General features: G+C 58.3%; 13 protein-coding genes and 1 pseudogene. 6 read left to right on the top strand and 8 right to left on the bottom strand.

All coding sequences use genetic code 11. The features are described from left to right. Positions 1-1,375 precede the first annotated feature (1,375 nt). Entirely contained in the window at positions 1,376-2,230 is an 855-nt protein-coding gene (locus AC1D10_RS11205) for an arylamine N-acetyltransferase family protein (protein ID WP_477271546.1), read from the bottom strand. A 703-nt stretch (positions 2,231-2,933) separates the two neighbouring features. On the opposite strand from AC1D10_RS11205, the gene AC1D10_RS11200 reads away from it, so the two are divergent. Further along, the gene (locus AC1D10_RS11200) at positions 2,934-3,344 is read left to right on the top strand and encodes a hypothetical protein (protein ID WP_477271544.1); all 411 of its coding nucleotides are present in this window, start codon (positions 2,934-2,936) and stop codon (positions 3,342-3,344) included. A gap of 304 nt (positions 3,345-3,648) precedes the next feature. Here AC1D10_RS11200 and AC1D10_RS11195 read toward each other — a convergent pair whose 3' ends face one another. Beyond that, positions 3,649-3,867 carry a hypothetical protein gene (locus tag AC1D10_RS11195; RefSeq protein ID WP_477271542.1) on the bottom strand — a complete coding sequence of 73 codons (219 nt, stop codon included), beginning with the start codon at positions 3,865-3,867 and terminating at the stop codon, positions 3,649-3,651. Between the two features lie 653 nt (positions 3,868-4,520). On the opposite strand from AC1D10_RS11195, the gene AC1D10_RS11190 reads away from it, so the two are divergent. Then, positions 4,521-4,715: a hypothetical protein gene (locus AC1D10_RS11190; protein WP_477271540.1), complete on the top strand. Its 195-nt coding sequence runs from the start codon at positions 4,521-4,523 to the stop codon at positions 4,713-4,715. Positions 4,716-4,789: 74 nt separating this feature from the next. Here the strand turns inward: AC1D10_RS11190 and AC1D10_RS11185 are convergent, their stop codons facing one another. Both AC1D10_RS11185 and AC1D10_RS11180 read right to left on the bottom strand, forming a co-directional pair. Then, the gene (locus AC1D10_RS11185) at positions 4,790-5,326 is read right to left on the bottom strand and encodes a hypothetical protein (RefSeq protein WP_477271538.1); all 537 of its coding nucleotides are present in this window, start codon (positions 5,324-5,326) and stop codon (positions 4,790-4,792) included. Positions 5,327-5,536: 210 nt separating this feature from the next. After that, positions 5,537-5,999 (bottom strand): annotated as a pseudogene (locus tag AC1D10_RS11180) (hypothetical protein); the annotation flags it as partial. 178 nt (positions 6,000-6,177) lie between these two features. On the opposite strand from AC1D10_RS11180, the gene AC1D10_RS11175 reads away from it, so the two are divergent. The 4 genes from AC1D10_RS11175 (at position 6,178) to AC1D10_RS11160 (ending at position 12,112) form a co-directional block, all read left to right on the top strand. After that, positions 6,178-7,140: a homocysteine S-methyltransferase family protein gene (locus tag AC1D10_RS11175; RefSeq protein WP_477271536.1), complete on the top strand. Its 963-nt coding sequence runs from the start codon at positions 6,178-6,180 to the stop codon at positions 7,138-7,140. Positions 7,141-7,367: 227 nt separating this feature from the next. Continuing rightward, positions 7,368-7,874, top strand: coding sequence for a YciE/YciF ferroxidase family protein (locus tag AC1D10_RS11170; protein WP_477271534.1), 507 nt, complete (start codon positions 7,368-7,370; stop codon positions 7,872-7,874). A 558-nt stretch (positions 7,875-8,432) separates the two neighbouring features. Further along, positions 8,433-11,081, top strand: a complete 2,649-nt coding sequence (gene ligD, locus AC1D10_RS11165; protein ID WP_477271531.1) for a DNA ligase D — start codon at positions 8,433-8,435, stop codon at positions 11,079-11,081. Further along, positions 11,078-12,112, top strand: coding sequence for an ATP-dependent DNA ligase (locus AC1D10_RS11160; protein ID WP_477271529.1), 1,035 nt, complete (start codon positions 11,078-11,080; stop codon positions 12,110-12,112). Before ligD ends, AC1D10_RS11160 begins: the two co-directional genes overlap by 4 nt. 125 nt (positions 12,113-12,237) lie before the next feature. On the opposite strand, the gene AC1D10_RS11155 is transcribed toward AC1D10_RS11160, so the two are convergent. From AC1D10_RS11155 to AC1D10_RS11140, 4 genes are all read right to left on the bottom strand, one after another. After that, positions 12,238-12,687, bottom strand: a complete 450-nt coding sequence (locus AC1D10_RS11155) for a GFA family protein (protein WP_477271527.1) — start codon at positions 12,685-12,687, stop codon at positions 12,238-12,240. Positions 12,688-12,841: 154 nt separating this feature from the next. After that, complete coding sequence (locus AC1D10_RS11150; protein WP_477271525.1) at positions 12,842-13,021, bottom strand: hypothetical protein; 180 nt, start codon at positions 13,019-13,021, stop codon at positions 12,842-12,844. Positions 13,022-13,548: 527 nt separating this feature from the next. After that, the gene (locus AC1D10_RS11145; protein WP_477271523.1) at positions 13,549-13,722 is read right to left on the bottom strand and encodes a hypothetical protein; all 174 of its coding nucleotides are present in this window, start codon (positions 13,720-13,722) and stop codon (positions 13,549-13,551) included. 391 nt (positions 13,723-14,113) lie between these two features. Then, a complete protein-coding gene (locus tag AC1D10_RS11140) occupies positions 14,114-18,181 on the bottom strand; it encodes a GAF domain-containing hybrid sensor histidine kinase/response regulator (RefSeq protein WP_477272084.1) in 4,068 nt (1,355 codons plus the stop codon). Positions 18,182-18,187: the final 6 nt, after the last annotated feature.

Here is an 18,187-nt window from a genome sequence, read left to right as displayed (position 1 = left end):
ATTGGCTCCACGTTACGAAGATTGCCCGGATTGAATCTAAGCGAATGGGAAGCTCTATTTCGCGCCCCAATCTCCACGACCCATCGCCAATGCGTGCAATACCGGGGAAGTCGCACATGGCCGCTCGCGATGCGACAAGGCCCCTTGGACCGGCCTCCAAAGGTCCCGTCCATAATTTGCTCCTTAATATAGGCCAGTGGCAATTTCACTTCCGAAAGCCATAGATCGCCTTTGCCAGCGCGTTTGAAGAGCCCAGCGGCCTGGTTGCCAGGAGTGACCGGCAGCTAAGCCGCTGGGCCTGACCGGCGGGCGGGTTGAGAGCGGCGCCGGGTCGGCCAATATATACGCCACCGCTAATATGGGCGGAACACAACCATATGACGGAAGTACCAAAGGTGGAAGGAATAAGGGCGATGACCTACGTCGTGAGCGTGTTTGGAAGTTCGTTTTGAGCAACTCTGTCCCGCAACGGATCAATTGCGCTTGGCACTGGAATTGCTTGGTTGATCAAAACGGCGGGACATCGCTACCACATGATCGAAATTGCTCCTAAGATCGGCTGCAATCGGTGCAAAGTGCCCCTCAGCGGCCTCCGTGATCCGCAAGGATCCGACCTCTTAACTTGCCCCAATTGCCGGATTTCCGACACATACGACAACGTCATGCTTGAACTTGGCCAACGCACAGCGGACGCACTTAGGCGCGCCCTAAACCGGCCTGTCCAACCTAGAGTCTATCGTTTCGCCCTTCTCTTTCGGGCGGTGATCTCAAAGCCGACGAGCCCGACAATTCAGGAAGGTCCGGGCGGTGCAACTGACCTGCCGGTCACGCGGAAGAGGGATCGCGTACTAAAGCCTCGACCCGCACAAGGGCGTGCTTGACGATTTTCCGAAGGGGGAGGGGCGCCCGGCAGCGAACTATGCGCCAATGTGCCCTCAATGGGTCATGTGATTATCGGGTAGATCAGCCTCGGCGGCCGATCCAGATCGGGAAGCCGTTGCCAAATGCGATCGATGGTCCACCAATGAAGAGCTTCGACCAGAACGGGCCGGCTTGAGAGGCGCCGCGCAACGCGAACTAGTGGCCGAATAGGCTGCTTTAGGATTCAAGGACGCAGCCCGGATGTCGGCCGCGCTCAAAGAAAGGAGATGGTCTGCGGAAAGGATGGTCTGCGCTCTGTGATAGAACGCGGGCCGCCAAGCTTGGCCAGCGGGCCCGCAACCCATACGGCAGCTGGTCGGCAAGATCTGGTTCCCAGCGAAAACCCACCGCTTCGCTCACGGCGGCGGCGGGCCCCTCCCTTTAGAGATCGGGGACTTGCCGGGGGCTTTGGTTCGCCCCTGCTGTTTTCCAATGACGCAATGGCCCCGCCACGCTAAGCGAAGAACGGATGAGGCGCGCCGCGCGTCCCTCGTTGTTCCATATGATCGACGGCCGTTTGCAATTTAGTTTGGGAAAGGTGGAGACCAAACTCGTTCGCGAGCACATCGCGAAACCCCTCGATGCCGGTTATCGTACGGCGTTCTACCTCGCCTGATGGGTATCGCCGATTGAAGCGCGAATTAAACAGGGTTAGTCGCGTTCTGTTTGGTCCGGGACGCGCCGCAATCAGGTTGCTGAGGTATGGGCTCTGTGGATGACTGGCGGTGAACCAGTTGCAAATCTCGTACTCGGCATCGACCCGAGGAAGGAAAACGACCCTGTAGATATGCTCCCATCCACTCGCCAGCTTGGACTGCAGCACTGACTCATCCCCCATATCTAGAAACCGCATGACCTCGTGAGGGGTCTCCTGTTCGTCCTGCGTAAAAAGCTTCAGCGCGGTTGTCGGCGCAAGATTTCCAAATCCCACGTCTGCGAGGAAGGACCCCTCCGGCAGTTCCACCCGCAAAACCATGTGGAGCATGGGTCGAGGTGCATCGATCTTCAATCCGCGCACTACTCGAGCTTGTAGGCTCGTTACCTTGTATCCAAGCGAAAGCAAGCCGGCGCGAAACAGCATATTCTGTTCAAAGCAGTAACCGCCTCGTCCACCAGAAATTATTTTGGCCTGCAGCAATGCGGGATCGAGAGAGGGCGTAATATTCAGAAGAACGTCGATACTTTCGTAAGCAATAGCAGTCGCGTGTGCAGTTACTACCGCCCTGAGCGTTTTGAGCGTCGGGTCACGCGAGCCATCGTATCCGATACGAGAAAGCCAAGCGTCGATGTCGAACTGTCCATCTGGCATTGAGGACCTGCCCTTTCTGTTCCCATGGGCGATAGGGTGCCAATGAAACAGACCTTGTTCAAGCTATTCGCGACTAGGTCGAGCCAAAAGCACATCCGGCCATGTCTGCCGTGGCGATTGCGAAAGGATGCGAACTAGTCGATTTACAGGCGCGCTCTCTCCGCCACGAAAAACCACGCCACCGTGAGCATGGAACGATTGCCGTGGGGTTGCGTGCAATATGCTCAAGAACACCCCCTTCGCTGCTGTACTGGCCCAAATCGCCGTAATATCGGCTCTCATAGCGCAGACGTTGCTTTCTACCCCTACCCAAGCGGCAAACGTGCAACCGGTCGTGCAAGCCGCTGTAGTTATCACCCACAAGGAATGCACCAAGGCCACCTGGCCCGATATCCCCCAACATTGCCTTCAACGGGTGGCGGCGAGAAAACACATTACACTGCTCGTTCTTGCGCCTGCCAAATAGAAAAAGCACGCCACCGTGAGCCAGCGGGGGTACCTATTCAGCGGTGGTTCTGTGGTTTTGTTTGGCGTGTCTACGGGGCCCCCGCTCCCTGTTCCGGGCAGCGCGAGTTAAGGGCGCACCACTGTTAGGCGTGGTCGGGCTTGGGGCCTGTGGATGGTCTTTGATTTTGATTGCATTGCTTTTTTAGGGAACCCTAATATCCCCCGTTGAAAATCGGCATTACGGGGAGGAAGTGTCATGCCTAAGGTTTCGGATCTCTTCTTTAAGACGGCAGTCGTGTGGCTCATCCTGGGGATTGGCGCCGGCTTGCAGATGGCGATTTCGGGCGACCACGGCGCCTTTCCGGCGCATGCGCACATCAATCTCCTCGGATGGGTTACAAGTGCAATTTTCGGCGGCTACTACGCCCTTAACCCGGCAAAGGCCGGGCGGAAAATCGCGATGATCCACTACGGCTTATATAACGTCGGGCTTGTGATCATGCTTCCTGCTTTGTATCTGATGCTGCACGGAGGCTATACGGCAATCGAACCGGTCGTTGCCGTCGGCTCGCTGATCGTGGCTGCAGCGGTGCTGCTTTTCGCCTTCGTGGTTTTCTCAAGCGCAAGTGTACGCTCGGCATCTGCACTATCGCCAGCCACGCTCTGAATTGGCGAAGCCCGAACGACTAGCCCACCACCGTGAGGAAGTGGGCCAATTCCGCCAGTTGGCGGATTTTCGATCAGTTTACCTGCGAGGGGGATTCCCCGAGCAGGCGGCGTGGGCTTCCCATGCTCCTGTCGCGTTTGCTATCGCAACCATCGTATCGGCCGTGACGATGGAACCTCGCCGCGCAGACCCGCTCCTGACGTCGAAGGCGCGGTGGTTGGGGTAGTAAGGAAACTCGGAAGAGGTGCGGGGACACCTCTTCGACGCGCCCCACACCTTGCACAAACGCTGACGATGTCGGTTGTCAGGGGGTGCGAGCTCTACCGGGAAGTAAGGGCTGGTCGGCTCCGTGTTGCCTGACATCACCTTTCAAACCCTGCGCGGCTTTAATCACGGCCTTGCGGCTGTTGCCGTGTGTTAGGATCAACGCCCAAGCCAGGTCCCCAGTCAAACCGTTCTCCGAGGCGAAGTGTTCGACCTGATGGTCGTGAATAGCATCATGCCTGCGCTTGTTGCCGGCCATTTGAGCCTCCGCTCTGCCCCTTTTATTGAGCTACGAGCGCCAGTCTGGCAGCCCTCATGCTGCCGCGGGGGGATGGCCGGTGCAGGGGATGCTTGGGTGAAGCGAGCCGCACCGGCCATTGCGGGTCAGTCTTTTTGGGATCGTCCCTGCATTGCCCAAGCTAAAGGCATATTAGCAATAGCTCAACTAAGACTGAAGTCCCTAAGTCCCTCGACCAAAGGTCGGCTTCCAGTCGCGAGTGCTCTTCGCCTGGATGCCCTCGTAGTCAGGAATGACGGTTGAAGAGGCCGGCCGGCCCCAGCGACGTGGACACGTCGATGCTTTATCGGCTGGCGGGTCCACGTCAGCCCCGGCGGCCTGATTGTCGCATCGTCGGAACCAATTGCTCCCGGCGGCTGTTTACCGATCGAAGGGACCGCCACCTCAAAGGGAGCGGAACAATGTTTGAAGTTTTCTCTATAGAAGCGGCTGACGCGAGGCTGCGCGTGAAACGAGCTGAGATTTCTCTGAGGCGCGCAAATGAGCTCCTGGCCAATGAATATGGCGTCGCATTGAACCTGGCGTTGTGCGGCAGGGTGCGGGCGGAGAAACGGCGCGTGGTCGAGGCTAGGCAGCGGCTCGCAAAGATCGATCCCGTCCGGAGGAATTGAAACATGATGTTCCCGACATTTCCGCTGAACCCCGAAATCGCCAGAAGCGGCCCGATCTATCGGCAAGCCAGGCTCGCGTTACTGCGGCATGAATTGATGCAGAGTTTCGAAGACACCGACGCCGCGGCCCTGCGGGTCGAGCGCGCGGTGGCAAAGCTGTCCAAGGCAAACGCGCGCGGGGCTTTGCCGCAAGCCTGAGGCCGGCTGCATCGAGACCGCTCGCGATTTCGATGAGCGCATCGGCCTATCAGTCAAGCCTTAGCTGCCAGCATCTAACAGGCACGAACGGCGTGCATGGTGGCCGCAAGGTTGTTCCGCTCCATTCTCAGCCAGCTCGCGAAGGCGGAACCGATGGTGGCAGGAACAAAAGCCCGGCACGGATGTTTATTCGATGAAGGGCATTTTAAATTCTTGGAGCACTGAAAATGAAAACCACCCTCATTCTGGGCGCGCTGGCGCTTTGCTTGGCCGCGCCTGCGGTCGCGTCGGCGGACTCGTTCGTCATCACCACCCACCGACATCATCGCAGTCACAACAATGATGCTGTGATTATCAACCAGGACGGCCAGCGCCTTCATCATCGCCGACATGGCACGGAGGCTTTCTATGACAACGGCAATCGCAATTGGCGTCGGCACCATCGCCGCGATCACGCTGTGATTATCAACCAGGACGGCCAGCGCCTTCATCATCGCCGACATGGCACGGAAGCTTTCTATGACAACGGCAATCGCAATTGGCGTCGGCACCATCGCCGCGATCACGTCGTGGTCACCACCGGTTCCATCGAACGCCGTCACCACCGGCACGTCATCATCCCGGACGACAACAACGATTATTGATCCCGTTGCAGAGAACCCAAGGGACCGGACACTGGACAGTGCTACAAGCACTTGTCCGTGTCTTTCCGGGCTGCACCCTCAAGACTTTCGAGACATTCCGTTTCCGTCTCTGTCCGGCTTCACTTGATTGTCGATGTAGTGGATGCGCAGGAGAACGCGCCGGCTTTCACCGGCTGGTTATCGGTGACCGTGATACGACGGTGATGAACCGCGACGGAAATGAGAGGATGCTGACGAGGGAAGTTTAGCAGGCTTGGCTTTGGCTTCGCCGACCTCCTGGTCGCGCTCGGGGTGCTCTGGAAGTCGGTCTAGCCGATGGCGAACCTCTATCGCCCAGTACTCTTCCCGAGTCGTCGCGGGCGCCGTGTAGCGACGGCGGACGGCGTCCGATTACACGCTTGCGGCTCTCCTCGGCTGAAAGCTTTTTGTCCTTTTCCGCATCGGCAGTTTCGCGAGCAAGATCCTTGTCGCGGATCTGATGGCGAAACCATTCCGAATAGTCGCCGGCAGGCAAATGGAACTCCCAGGTCCTATCGTCGACGCCTTCGGCGATCTGAGTGCGCCCTGAGGTTCATGGCAATGTCCGGCCCATGGAAATAGAAGCTCCCGGCCTCATCGAGTGGCCCTCGGCATATTTGTGACTTGCCGTTTGATTGACTGGTTGCGGTTCGATCACTTTAACCGTCTTGAGTTTCTTGCCCGCGTGCGGAATCAAGAAACCGAGCCACAGCTGTTGCCACTCCCAAGCGCGTCGGTTCCATGAACACGACAGCAATGCCCTTCTGTGCTACGTTTGAACGCCAAGCGTGAGGACCAACATGGTTGGAAAAGGCAATCTTCCTCAACTGAATGGTCGCAACATGACCTGTGGAGGTGGGATCGAGACGTGGTTGCAGTATGTCGACGGCTTCCGCCTTCGGCACTTCTGTCTTTTCGAATTGCTAGATGACGAGCGTGGTGTGGCCTGTCTGACCAACTATCACCGTAGGCTTGTCGAGGCAGCAGTTACGGAAGGGTTCGGTGTCATAAACGAGGGCCTTCACTATCGGGCTAGCCGTGATTGGGGCGAACTAATCGGCTACTCCCGCGAAGGCCTGGAGGAAATCAACATTCGTGGGATCGAGTTCTACAAGGACTTCGTGCGAGAGTACGACAGTCTTAAAACGCCCATGATCGTCGGGGGCGTAATCGGGCCAAGAGGCGATGCTTACAACGTGGGCCGTACCCCGGATGCAGCGGAGGCCGAGGATTACCACTCCGAACAAATTCTGACCTTCAAGAAGGCCGGAGCCGATCTGATAACCGCACTGACATTGTCTGCCACAGATGAAGCAATCGGCCTGGCTCGTGCGGCGAAGGCCGCAGATATGCCAGTTGTTGTATCATTCTTCGTTGCAAAGGGCGGGAAACTGAAAGGTGGGCAGACCTTGCAGGAGGCAATTGCAACAGTCGACGCCGCGACCGACGCCGCGCCGGCTTACTATATGGTCAATTGCACGCATCCAACGGAGTTCGAACGGGGCCTGACTGAAGGTGATTGGACGCAGCGATTAGGGGGCTTCATGCCAAACGCCGTTGCAATGGAAACGCTCGATCTCTGCAAGCTCGGGCATCTCGAAGATGGTGACCCTGAGGAACTCGGCGGCCAGATGGCCAACCTTGCTGCGCGCTTCTCTCACATCAATGTCTGGGGCGGATGCTGTGGCACCGATAGTCGACATATCGGCCAGATCACGAGACAGGTCGGGAAGCTTCGAAGGGCAACTGCTGCTGCGGAATAGGACGTGAGATTTGGACGTCTGCATTACCGCCATGCGTAGCGAGTCTGGCGCGTAACCGCAGGGTTCGAAGCGTCATTCGACCAATGGGTGCTGGCCCGGCACTTGAACTCGGAACCGCTCCCTTACCGGGACGTTGACCAGACAAGCCGGGATACGTCCCGGCGGCTGTTGGGTGCGGTCAAACCCGCCGCCGAAATTCACCCTGAGAGCAATGAAAGGGAAGAGCCATGGGCTTCTTTTCTAAGGACATCAAGACACTGGACGATCTCTTCGTGCACACGCTGCGCGACATCTATTATGCCGAAAAGCAGATCGAGAAGGCGCTGCCGAAGATGATCGAGAAAGCAACCGATCCGCAATTAAAGGCTGGATTTGAAAAACACCTCGGCCAGACCAAGGGCCACATCGAGCGTGTCGAGCAGGTGTTCGAGTTGCATGGCGTTAAGGCCAAGCAGATCAACTGCCCGGCGATCGACGGCATCCTGGAAGAAGCCCACGACGTGAGCGGCGATGTCGACGACAAGGACGTTCTCGATGCGGCCCTGATTGCGTCGGCACAGGCGGTGGAGCACTACGAGATGACACGTTACGGCACGCTGATCGCCTGGGCCAAACAGCTTGGCCGTAGCGACTGCGCCAATGTGCTGGCCAAGAACCTCAAGGAAGAACAGGCGACCGATCGCAAGCTTACCGAAATGGCGGAAAGCAAGATCAATCTGCACGCCGCTGAATGAGGCGGTGCCCCTAAATCAGCCGGCCAGCGCACCGCCGGCCGGCTGACATTGTCGCTGTGCACGCCGAGATTGGCGCAAGGGGCTGCTCCGCGGTCGCGGAGCTTTGCACCTCGCGCTTTCGGCGCTTGAGAATACACGCCAAGAGCGCTCGAAGTCACATCAGCTTGTCGTTAGCGGCAGGTCGCGAATGCGCTTTCCGGTCTCGTTGAAGACCGCGTTCGCAACGTCAGCGCAAGTGCCGGTTGCCGATTTCGCCAATGCCGTGAGCTGCCATCGGCGTGTACGGATCAGACATGTGGACCAGATAATCTCGATCGGTGGGACGTTGAGATGCACATGTTAGAGCCCGACAGGACATAGATGATGCGGCCATGCGCTCGTCAAATTGTTTCGTCTCAGGTGCGAGACCGATCCCCGCCACGGAACTGGCTCGCTGGCGATGCCACGTTTCCTCTTAAGTGAAAAGCGTAGCGGCAGGATCATCGAAGCGCAGCACCCGAACCAAATCTCGCCCACGGCGTTGAGTCGCGCGTTGCGTCATCAGCTAGGGCATCATCCATGATAAAGGGCGAGCTTTCCACCTATCGGGCCAAGCGCGATTTCACGAAGACAAAGGAACCGAGCGGCGAGCGGTCGATCGTGAAATCGAACCGACTTCGGTTTGTGATCCAGAAACATGATGCCACGCGGCTTCATTATGATCTGCGCCTTGAACTGGACGGTGTGTTCAAGTCGTGGGCCGTCACCAAAGGTCCGTCCCTGGATCCGCAGGACAAACGCCTGGCAGTCGAAGTTGAGGATCATCCGCTGGAGTATGGCGACTTTGAAGGCACGATCCCCAAAGGACAGTATGGCGGCGGCACCGTGCAACTGTGGGATCGCGGATACTGGGTGGCGGAAGGCTCGCTGTCTCCCGAGCAAGCCTTGGAAAAAGGTGATCTCAAATTCACGCTCGACGGCAAGCGCCTGCACGGAAGCTTTGTCTTGGTGCGCATGAAGCATGACCGCAATGGCGGCAAGCGGACCAATTGGTTGCTGATCAAACATCGAGACAAATACGCGACTGATGGCAATGGCGACGCGGTGCTCGCACAGGACCGATCGGTTGCCTCCGGGCGCAGCATGGAAAGGATCGCTGCGGGAAAGGGTTCGGGGCCGAAGCCTTTTATGATACAAGGCGCGGCGGTGGCCGATGCTGATGCGGTGTGGGACAGCAATCGCGGTCATGCTGCCGAGCAGCGCGCCACGAAAGTGCCAAAGGCATCTCCGCGGTCCAAAAAGGCCGCGCCCGCTTCCGGGGCGAAGATGCCCGACTTCATTTCACCACAGCTCTGCGCCACGCTTTCGCGCCCCCCAACAGGGGCGAATTGGGTTCATGAAATCAAGTTCGATGGTTATCGGGTGCAATTGCGGGTCGAAGACAGCGCCGTCATCCTGAAGACCCGCAAAGGCCTCGACTGGACGCAGAAGTTTGGCGCCATCGCAAAGGAGGCGGCCCGTCTTCCCAATGTCATCATCGATGGCGAGATCGTTGCGCTCGGTGAAAACGGGGCGCCCGATTTTGCTGCCCTGCAATCCTCTTTGTCGGAGCGCAGGACGAAGGACCTGATCTTCTTTGCTTTTGATCTGCTGTTTGTGAACGGCGTCGATCTACGAAAGCTGCCTCTCTTTGAACGCAAGGAGCGGCTGAGCGCGCTGCTTGGTGAAGCCGACCATGGTCAGCACGATCTCATTCGCTATGTCGAGCACTTCACCAATGGCGGGGATGCGGTCCTGCGCTCCGCCTGCCGGCTTTCGCTTGAAGGCATTGTCTCCAAAAAATCTGATGCAGCATATGTGTCCGGGAGGACCGACACCTGGGCAAAATCCAAATGCCGCGCTGGCCATGAGGTCGTTATCGGTGGCTGGTCGACAACCAATGGCAGGTTTCGATCGCTGCTGGTCGGTGTCAATCGCGGAGAGCATTTCGCCTATATTGGCCGCGTCGGGACTGGATACAGCGAGGCGAAGGTCAAGCAGTTGCTTCCGAAACTGAAGGAGATGCAGACGGACAAGTCGCCGTTTACCGGCGATGGCGCACCGAAGAAAGATTCGACCGTCTTTTGGACCAGGCAGGAACTCGTTGCGGAAATCGAATTCGCAGGCTGGACTGGTGGGGGCAATGTAAGGCAAGCGGCCTTTAAGGGTTTGCGCGAGGACAAGCCGGCAGATGACGTTGAAGCCGATAGACCGGCTAATCCTCGTGACACGCAAATTGCCGAACCAGCCAAATCGACGGGGCGGACGGCGAAAAACCCGGTCATCATGGGCGTGATCATCTCCAAACCGGACAAACCGCTCTGGCCGAATGCTGGGGATGGAGGCCAGCCGGTTACGAAACTCGACCTGGCGGAATACTTTGAAACCGTTGGGCCTTGGATGATCAAACATCTCAAAGGTCGACCGTGTTCGCTCGTGCGAGCGCCAGATGGGTTTGCCGGCGAGCAGTTTTTCCAGCGCCACGCAATGCCCGGCACGTCCAATCTGTTGGAGGTCGTGAAGGTCTTCGGCGACCATAAGCCCTATCTGCAGATTGACCGTGTTGAAGGATTGGCAGCGATAGCCCAGATTGGGGGCCTGGAACTGCACCCTTGGAACTGCAAGCCCGACCAACCTGAAGTACCCGGTCGACTTGTCTTCGACCTTGATCCAGGTCCGGAAGTCGCCTTTGCGGATGTGGTTGTGGCCGCCAAGGAAATGCGCGACCGTCTTGAGGATCTGGGGCTGGTGAGCTTTTGCAAGACCACCGGCGGCAAGGGGCTGCACGTTGTCACGCCACTGGCCAGCCAGCGCAGCAAAACGACATGGCCGGAGGCCAAAGCCTTCGCAAAGGCCATTTGCATGAAAATGGCAGCGGACCGTCCGGACCTCTACCTCGTCAACATGGCCAAGAAGTTGAGAACGTCCCGGATCTTTCTCGACTATCTCCGAAATGATCGAATGGCGACAGCCGTGGCCCCGCTGTCACCGCGAGCCAGGGAGGGCGCGACCGTATCCATGCCACTGACATGGGGGCAGGTCAGGACGGACTTGGATCCCAAGAAATACACCGTCCGAACTGTGCCAGGCCTCTTGAAGAAGACCGTTGCGTGGGCGGACTACGATGATGGTGCACGGTCGATCAGCACTGCCATCAAACGTTTCGGTTCAGCAAAGCTTGCCGCATGAAATCGAACGATTTGAAATCGTCTTTCCCGCTTTCCTTGGATATCGCGCCGATGGAGGCAAAGGCAGCCGATACATTGCCGAGCGACCCCGGCCAATGGCAGTACGAACCCAAATGGGACGGGTTTCGATGCCTGGCGTTTAAAGCCGGCGATGCGGTAGACTTGCGGGCAAAATCGGGCAAGCCGCTAGGGCGATATTTCCCCGAAGTCGTCTCGATGTTGCGTGACCAGAAAGCCAGAGAATTCGTCCTCGATGGTGAGATCGTCATCGAGGTCGATGGCTCGCTATGGTTTGACGCGCTGCAGATGCGGCTGCATCCGGCGGCGAGCAGGATTCGAAAACTGTCGATCGAAACGCCCGCCAAATTGATCCTCTTTGACATGCTGGCCAGTGGCGACGTCAGCCTGATGCATCAACCTCTTTCTGCACGGCGCAAAGCGCTAGAAGCGTTCGCGAAGTCAGCTGGATGCACCGATCTCGAGCTCTCGCGCTCTACGCAAAACCTGGCGATCGCAACGAAGTGGCTTGGCGACGCTGGTCAGGGTTCTACGGACGGCGTTGTCGCCAAACGTCTCGACGACGAATATCGGCCTGGAGAGCGCCTCATGGTCAAGGTCAAACGCTCACGCACCGCGGATTGCGTGGTCGGAGGGTTCCGCTATCTGTCGAAGTCGCGCGAGGTCGGTTCATTGCTGCTTGGTCTCTACAACGGCCACGGGCAACTTGACCATGTGGGTTTCACGTCGACGATCGCCGAGGAAGACCGATCAACTCTGACACGACAACTCGAAGCTTTGCGGTCGCCTCCGGGCTTTACTGGCAAAGCCCCGGGCAGTCCAAGCCGTTGGAGCTCGGAAAGAAGCGGGCAGTGGGAGCCATTGCGGCCCGAACTGGTGGCGGAAGTTCGCTTCGATCACGTCACCGGCGGTCGCTTCCGGCATGGCACCAAGTTCTTGCGATGGCGCCCTGACAAGAATGCCAGGCAATGCACGTTCGAACAGATATTTCAAACAACGAGCGCGCGCCCTTGAAACGGTGGTTCACGCGTCGTCATGGGATCGCGAGACACTCTGCTGCTACTCACCACTGCCGTCCAGAGGAACTTATAAACTTCGTCGCAAAGATGTTCGAGGCGCGGCTCACGCGTGGCGCCAGGTCAAGCAGCCGGTTGCTGCGGCGGTGCTGGAATGTCAGGTTCAATTGGCGGGGCGGCAATGGCACGCGGTTCGCTATCATGCTCGAACTGCTCGGCCCATCGCAAATCCATGAGCCAGGGTTCGCGCCGACCGATCCAGAGTTCATAGTCGGGGATGATGTCGCTGGGGGCAAGATCCAGAGCACCAAGCATCAACTCCGCCTCGTCATCCAGAAACGAGGCAACGCGAGATCCGCAACTTGGGCAAAAGCTCCGACCTTCAAACGTCCTGAGTTCTCCAGTTCCCCTATATGCAGATCGCGGCCAAACACCGAAGAAATTGAACGCGCTGCCGCTAGCGCGCCGACAATCCTGACAATGGCACAAGCCAACGCGAAGCGGATCGCCTTTTGCCGAGAAGCGAACTGCACCACAAAGGCAACCACCCTTGCGAGTATCATGGCCGCTCATGTCAGAACTCTTTTTGGCGGGACACGGTTCTCATCGGGGTTAGGGACCGGCAACTCGTCTGGGAAAAGATCGGGATCGGGTTCACGCACGTCTTGCGTCCAGGTCGGCGCATCCACCGGAGGTTCTTCGCTTGGCTCTGGCTTGGGCGGCATGGCTACGCTCCGGGTTTGTCGGTCGGGCGAGGGGTTTTGCCGGCCACCGGCCGAGCGTCGCTTTGTCTGGCTAGGTCTGCGGGATTGGCGTCTTTGCCGCTCAGGTTTTTGCGCTCGATTTCGGCTCCGGCCCTCTCCGGCTCTTTAACAATTGCATCGCTGAGGTTTTTGATCATGGCCATTCCCGCTGTCTCCTTTGCTGGCCAACGACCGGCCGGAAAGAATGTTCCATGTGAGGCGGAACTCGCAGCGCGCGGGGCTGTTATCGGTCATCACATGGGAGGATCGAAAATGTCTGGGAACGAAAACCATCGCGAATCCGGTGCAACAAAATATCCGGCCAAGACCGGTGCCGACCAGACGGATGCGTTCTCCCAGGGCGCGGCTGGTAACAAGAAGCCGGAGGGTGGGGTTGGATTAACGCGGCCAGTCAATGAGGTGGACGACAAAACGCACCAATCAGATGGCCAGAATCCTCCAGGTAAGGCGCCCCCGACTCATGGACAGAGGGCTTGACCACCTGAGCGTCAATCTTCGGCTCGATACCCTCTGCAAAAGCAGAGGCCGAGCAGCGTATGAAGACATGACACCGGCAAACACCGGCCGCCACTCCCTTCCAATCCGGCTCTGCAGATCGCAAAAAATGCACAAGGTAAGTGGGCATCCCACCACTTTCGGAGTTGGCGAAAGAGCAGGGCCTCGGTGAGGGTCACATCTCGCTGTTCTCAATAATGCCGGCTTCGCCATCGCAAAGATGGGTGCGTGGAGCCGGGTTCTTCATCAGGCGAACACCGGGGCCGCCATGCGCTGTCTCGCCATCTCCGAGAAAAGCGACCCCCGCCATTTCAAGCGCACACCGCATCGCGACGAGCTTGCCGGCCACAGGAACACGTCTTCCCTTTTCGAAATCTCGAACCGTCCCCTCACTTAGACCTGCTTTGGCTCCAAGCCTGACTTGGGGCCAATCCAAAAGACCTCTTGCGGCCCGGCATTGCTCGGGAGTCAGTGGGGTCACAAAATTCTCCTGTTTCAGTGCACTGACTAAGCTGTCTTCCGCTTTGACGGCGCGGTCTTTTTGGGGGCCAAACCACCCTTTTTGAGGCTCTTTTTTAGAACCTCAGCCAGATCGATGACGTTCTCTTTCGGCTTAGGCGCCGGCGCTGGCGGGTTAGGCTCTTCCAGGCAGCACGCGGCCCGACCTGTTCAGGGCAAACGACTTCCAGTTCGAATTGTTCCTGTCACCTGCGAGCTTGCCTGCCATCATGACTGACGCCCTACGTAGGATCGTCTAGGATTGACCGCACCTTTTCCGCAAGGTCTTCAAGGCTGAAAGGTTTCGGCAACAGCTGTGTCCCCGGATCGAGGATACCATTGTGAACGATGGCGTTCCGCGTGTAGCCGGTGGTGTAGAGCACCCTGAGCTTCGGATTTTTCTTGCGCAGGACGTCGACGAGTTGACGCCCTGACATCTCCGGCATGACAACGTCGGTGAAGAGCAACGACAATTCCTGCCCGGCTTGGATCATCTTAAGTGCTTCATTTGGTCCGCTGGCTTCGACTACCGTGTAACCAAGCTCGCGCAACGCTTCGGCTGAGACTGCGCGGACCCGATCTTCGTCCTCGACCACCATGATGACCTCGCTCGGCAGGCCACCGTCGATCGGTCGTGGTTGGGTGTTGGAAGCACCCTGTTCAGGATTGCCATAGTGCCTTGGCAGATAGATCTTGATCGTGGTCCCCACGCCGGGCTCCGAGTAGATCTTCACGTTTCCCCCGGACTGCCGGACAAAGCCGTAAACCTGGCTGAGGCCGAGCCCGGTTCCCTTGCCAACGCTTTTGGTCGTGTAGAAGGGATCGAAAGCCTTTGCGAGAACATCAGGCGACATCCCGATGCCCGTGTCGGTAACCGCGATCAGCACGAACTGCCCGGCGCAGATGGCGGACTCGCGAGCATACCGCTCGTCGACATAGGCGTTCGAAGTTTCGATGGTCAGCTTGCCACCGTTAGGCATGGCATCCCGCGCATTGACCGAGAGGTTGAGCAGGGCGCTTTCCAGCTGGCCTGGGTCGGCCTTGACCTGCCAGAGGCCAGCACCGAAAGCAGTTTCGACCTTGATCGTCTCGCCGAGCGTTCGCATCAACAGATCGGTCATCCCGCCTACCAGGCGGTTTGCATTGATGGTTTCCGGCTTAAGTGGTTGCTGTCGAGAGAAGGCAAGCAACCGCTGTGTCAGGGCCGCGGCGCGATGGGCGCCGTCCATGGCCCCTTCGACAAATCGGCCAACGTCTGTTTCACCCTTGGACAGTTTGCGTTGAAGAAGATTGAGCCCACCGATGATGACCGCAAGCATATTGTTGAAGTCGTGAGCGATGCCGCCTGTCAACTGGCCCACCGCCTCCATCTTCTGCGCCTGACGCAACTGCTCCTCCGCCTTTGATCGCTCCGCAACTTCCTCAATCACCCGTTGTTCAAGCGTGGAGTTGAGTGTTTGCAGCGCGGCTTCCGCTCGGCGTCGTTCAGCGAGTTCCCTTTCGGCCGCCTGGAACAGACGGGCGTTGTCGATCGCGGTAGCGGCGTGGCCGGCAATACCCAAGAGGGCACTCTCGTGTTCAGGTAGAAACTTCCCGGTTTCGGCATGGCCGAAGAAGAGCCCACCCAGAACCTCACCGGAGTTCGAAACGACAGGCACTGCCAAATACGAACGAACGGGCAGGTGTCCTTCCGGCATGCCTTTGCATGGCGTATTCCTGCCGTAGCGCGGATCTGTCACGATATCGTCCGAACGGACCACAGCTGTTCCAAGGAATGTGGGCTCGAACACCGCCGTTGCACGTGGCATCGGGTAGTTTTCGAAGGCCGAACGCGGGGCACCGGAGAGGGCATAGAGCAGGTAGCTGCCACCCTGATCATTGAGCACGTTGTAGAAGAACGCGCCGAACTGTGCTCCGGACAGCTGGACGCCGGCATCGGTGGTAATCTGGACGATCTTGTCGAGATTGAACTCGGCCGCGACAGCCGCGCCGGTGTCATTCATAATCTTGAGATGGCGTTCAACCTTCTTGCGATCGGAAATGTCGATCGCGGTGCCGATGAACCGGACTGCGTTCCCGTCATCGAACATGGCGTGACCGCTTGCCGCCACCCAACGCTCAATGCCGTCCTCCAGACCAATCGTTCGATACTCGATGTTGAAAGGTTCGGGACTGTCTGGAGCGATTGCCAGCCTGACAGCCTCATCCGCCCGACTCCGATCGTCTGGATGCAGCCCGGCGATAAAGGAGCCTTCGTAGGATACGTCGCCGTCTGATTTGATGCCGAACAATGCCCGGCATTGTGCGTCCCATTGCAACCGGTTAGCGACAGGATCGTAGTCCCAGGTCCCAATCGCGGCTGCCCGGGTTGCCAGGCTCAGTCGTTCGGCTGTCTCGGCCGCGCTTTGATCCGATCTTACTCGTTCGATGTGGGCCCAGGACCTTTCGGTCACCTCGGTCAGAAGCGCGAGCTCATTTTGTGTCCATATCCGGGGTGCGCTGTCGTGGATCGCCATCAGCGCGGTCAAACGCCCCTCCTTGACGAAAGGCATGCAGATGGTCGCGGCAATGCCGATGTTCTGGAACGTTGCGGCTTCTTCCGGTGGCAGCTCGACGCGATTGTCATTGATGCTCAACGGTAGGCCCTGATGGAGCCTCAGAACGGCAAGCTGGCCAAAGTCTTTAAGACTGTAGTAGCCCACGATGCTCGATGAGCCGTTCCTGTGCCAATCGCCCCGGATCGTAAAGTGATCCTGATCGGCCTCCATGTCGGCATAGGCGCAGATCGCCACACCAAGATGCTCACCAAGCATCCTGGTGGTGATTTCCAGGATGGCGTCCGCGTCGGCGCTCTTGGCAGTCTCTTTTCCAAGCGCATCAAGGAATCGCAGACGGCTTTCATTTTGGCGCAGTTCCGCCTGCGCGCGGCGTCGTTCAACGGCTGTACGGGTTCGCTCGGCCATCTCGCGAACAAACTTGATCTCTTCCTCCGACCAGGAGCGGGGCCTGTCGTGGTTGAGGTAGAGCAGTGCCACAAAGCCGCCCTTTTCAGTCACGGGCATGTTGATCAAGGATTGAGCACTGATTGCTTTCAGCGCCTCTGCATTGTGGCTTGTACGCGGATCCTTCTCCGCGTCCTCGAAGACAACGGTGATCCCGCGTTTAAGGTCCTCGATATATGTGCCGTAGTCGCGAAAATGCAGCACGCCGGCCAGACTCTTGATGCCGGGAGCATTCCAGTCGCGCTCGATTGAAATGGTCTCTTTCGCAAGGTCGATCGTGCCATATCCGGCCCGGCTCACTTCAAGTTCCCGACCAATGATTTCGGCCGCGGCATAGGCTAGGTCATCTGGATCTTCAATTAACCGAACAACCTCTGCGAGCTCGGCGACCGCAGCGCTTCGCTTTCTCGCGCGATATGTTTCGGTGACGTCGAACCCCTCGCAGAATATTCCGGTCACCGTGTTGTTGCCGTCGTAGAGCGGCGCGTAGATGAACGTCAGGTAGCGGCTCTCTTCGGGGCTCTCCGGCGAACGGCGAAAGCGAACTGGGACACCCTGCGCCTCGAACGTCTTACCGCTGCTGAACACTTCGTCCAGGCGCTCGTAGAAGCCTTGTCCTTCCAGGCTGGGAAATGCATCCCGGATGCTCCTGCCCAGCCATTCGCCGCTGTTGAACACCAGACGATGGGCATCATTCACAAACTCAACGATGTGGTCGGAACCCCGCATGATAATGATGAAGCCGGGTGCCTGTTCGAACAGATTGATCTGACGTTCAGCGGCAAGGCGCTCGCGCCTTTCTGCAAGAAACCGGTCAGTTGTTTCCGTGCAAACGCCAAACAGCCCGCCAATCCCGCCGCTGTCCGGTTCAATTACGGGATTGTATGAAAATGCAAAGTGCGCCTCCTCAGGCGCGCCGCGCTTGTCTATCCGGATCTCGAGGTCGTCCATGTGCACGGACTGGCCCCGGAAGACGCTGTCAAACATGGGGCCGATCATGTCCCAGGCTTCAGCCCACACCTGCTGGCTGGGCAAACCGAGGGAAGCAGGATGCTTTCGCCCCAGGATTGGAATGAAGGCGTCGTTGTAAAGCCAGATCCGTTCCGCGCCCCAGACAACAAACATCGGCTGCGCCGAGCTTACAATCAGATCAACGAGTGTCTGGAGCGCCACCGGCCATGATGACACCGACCCGAGCGAAGTTTCGCCCCAGGCGAACGACCGGATACGGTCAGCCATCTCACCCGCGCCGCGAAATGCAGCACCACTTGTCCTATCCTGTTTCGATCCCGCCAAAACAGCCCCCATATCGAA

The organism is Mesorhizobium sp. P2_A8 (assembly GCF_056404935.1).
The sequence above is the reverse complement of the archived record's forward strand: the minus strand, read 5'-3'. Positions and strand labels throughout refer to the sequence as shown.

Coding starts and splice junctions, on each gene's coding strand:
- AC1D10_RS11205 (WP_477271546.1), bottom strand. CDS start 2,230: ATGCCAGATGGACAGTTCGACATCGACGCTTGGCTTTCTCGTATCGGA.
- AC1D10_RS11200 (WP_477271544.1), top strand. CDS start 2,934: ATGCCTAAGGTTTCGGATCTCTTCTTTAAGACGGCAGTCGTGTGGCTC.
- AC1D10_RS11195 (WP_477271542.1), bottom strand. CDS start 3,867: ATGGCCGGCAACAAGCGCAGGCATGATGCTATTCACGACCATCAGGTC.
- AC1D10_RS11190 (WP_477271540.1), top strand. CDS start 4,521: ATGATGTTCCCGACATTTCCGCTGAACCCCGAAATCGCCAGAAGCGGC.
- AC1D10_RS11175 (WP_477271536.1), top strand. CDS start 6,178: ATGGTTGGAAAAGGCAATCTTCCTCAACTGAATGGTCGCAACATGACC.
- AC1D10_RS11170 (WP_477271534.1), top strand. CDS start 7,368: ATGGGCTTCTTTTCTAAGGACATCAAGACACTGGACGATCTCTTCGTG.
- ligD (WP_477271531.1), top strand. CDS start 8,433: ATGATAAAGGGCGAGCTTTCCACCTATCGGGCCAAGCGCGATTTCACG.
- AC1D10_RS11160 (WP_477271529.1), top strand. CDS start 11,078: ATGAAATCGAACGATTTGAAATCGTCTTTCCCGCTTTCCTTGGATATC.
- AC1D10_RS11155 (WP_477271527.1), bottom strand. CDS start 12,687: ATGAGCGGCCATGATACTCGCAAGGGTGGTTGCCTTTGTGGTGCAGTT.
- AC1D10_RS11150 (WP_477271525.1), bottom strand. CDS start 13,021: ATGGCCATGATCAAAAACCTCAGCGATGCAATTGTTAAAGAGCCGGAG.
- AC1D10_RS11140 (WP_477272084.1), bottom strand. CDS start 18,181: ATGGGGGCTGTTTTGGCGGGATCGAAACAGGATAGGACAAGTGGTGCT.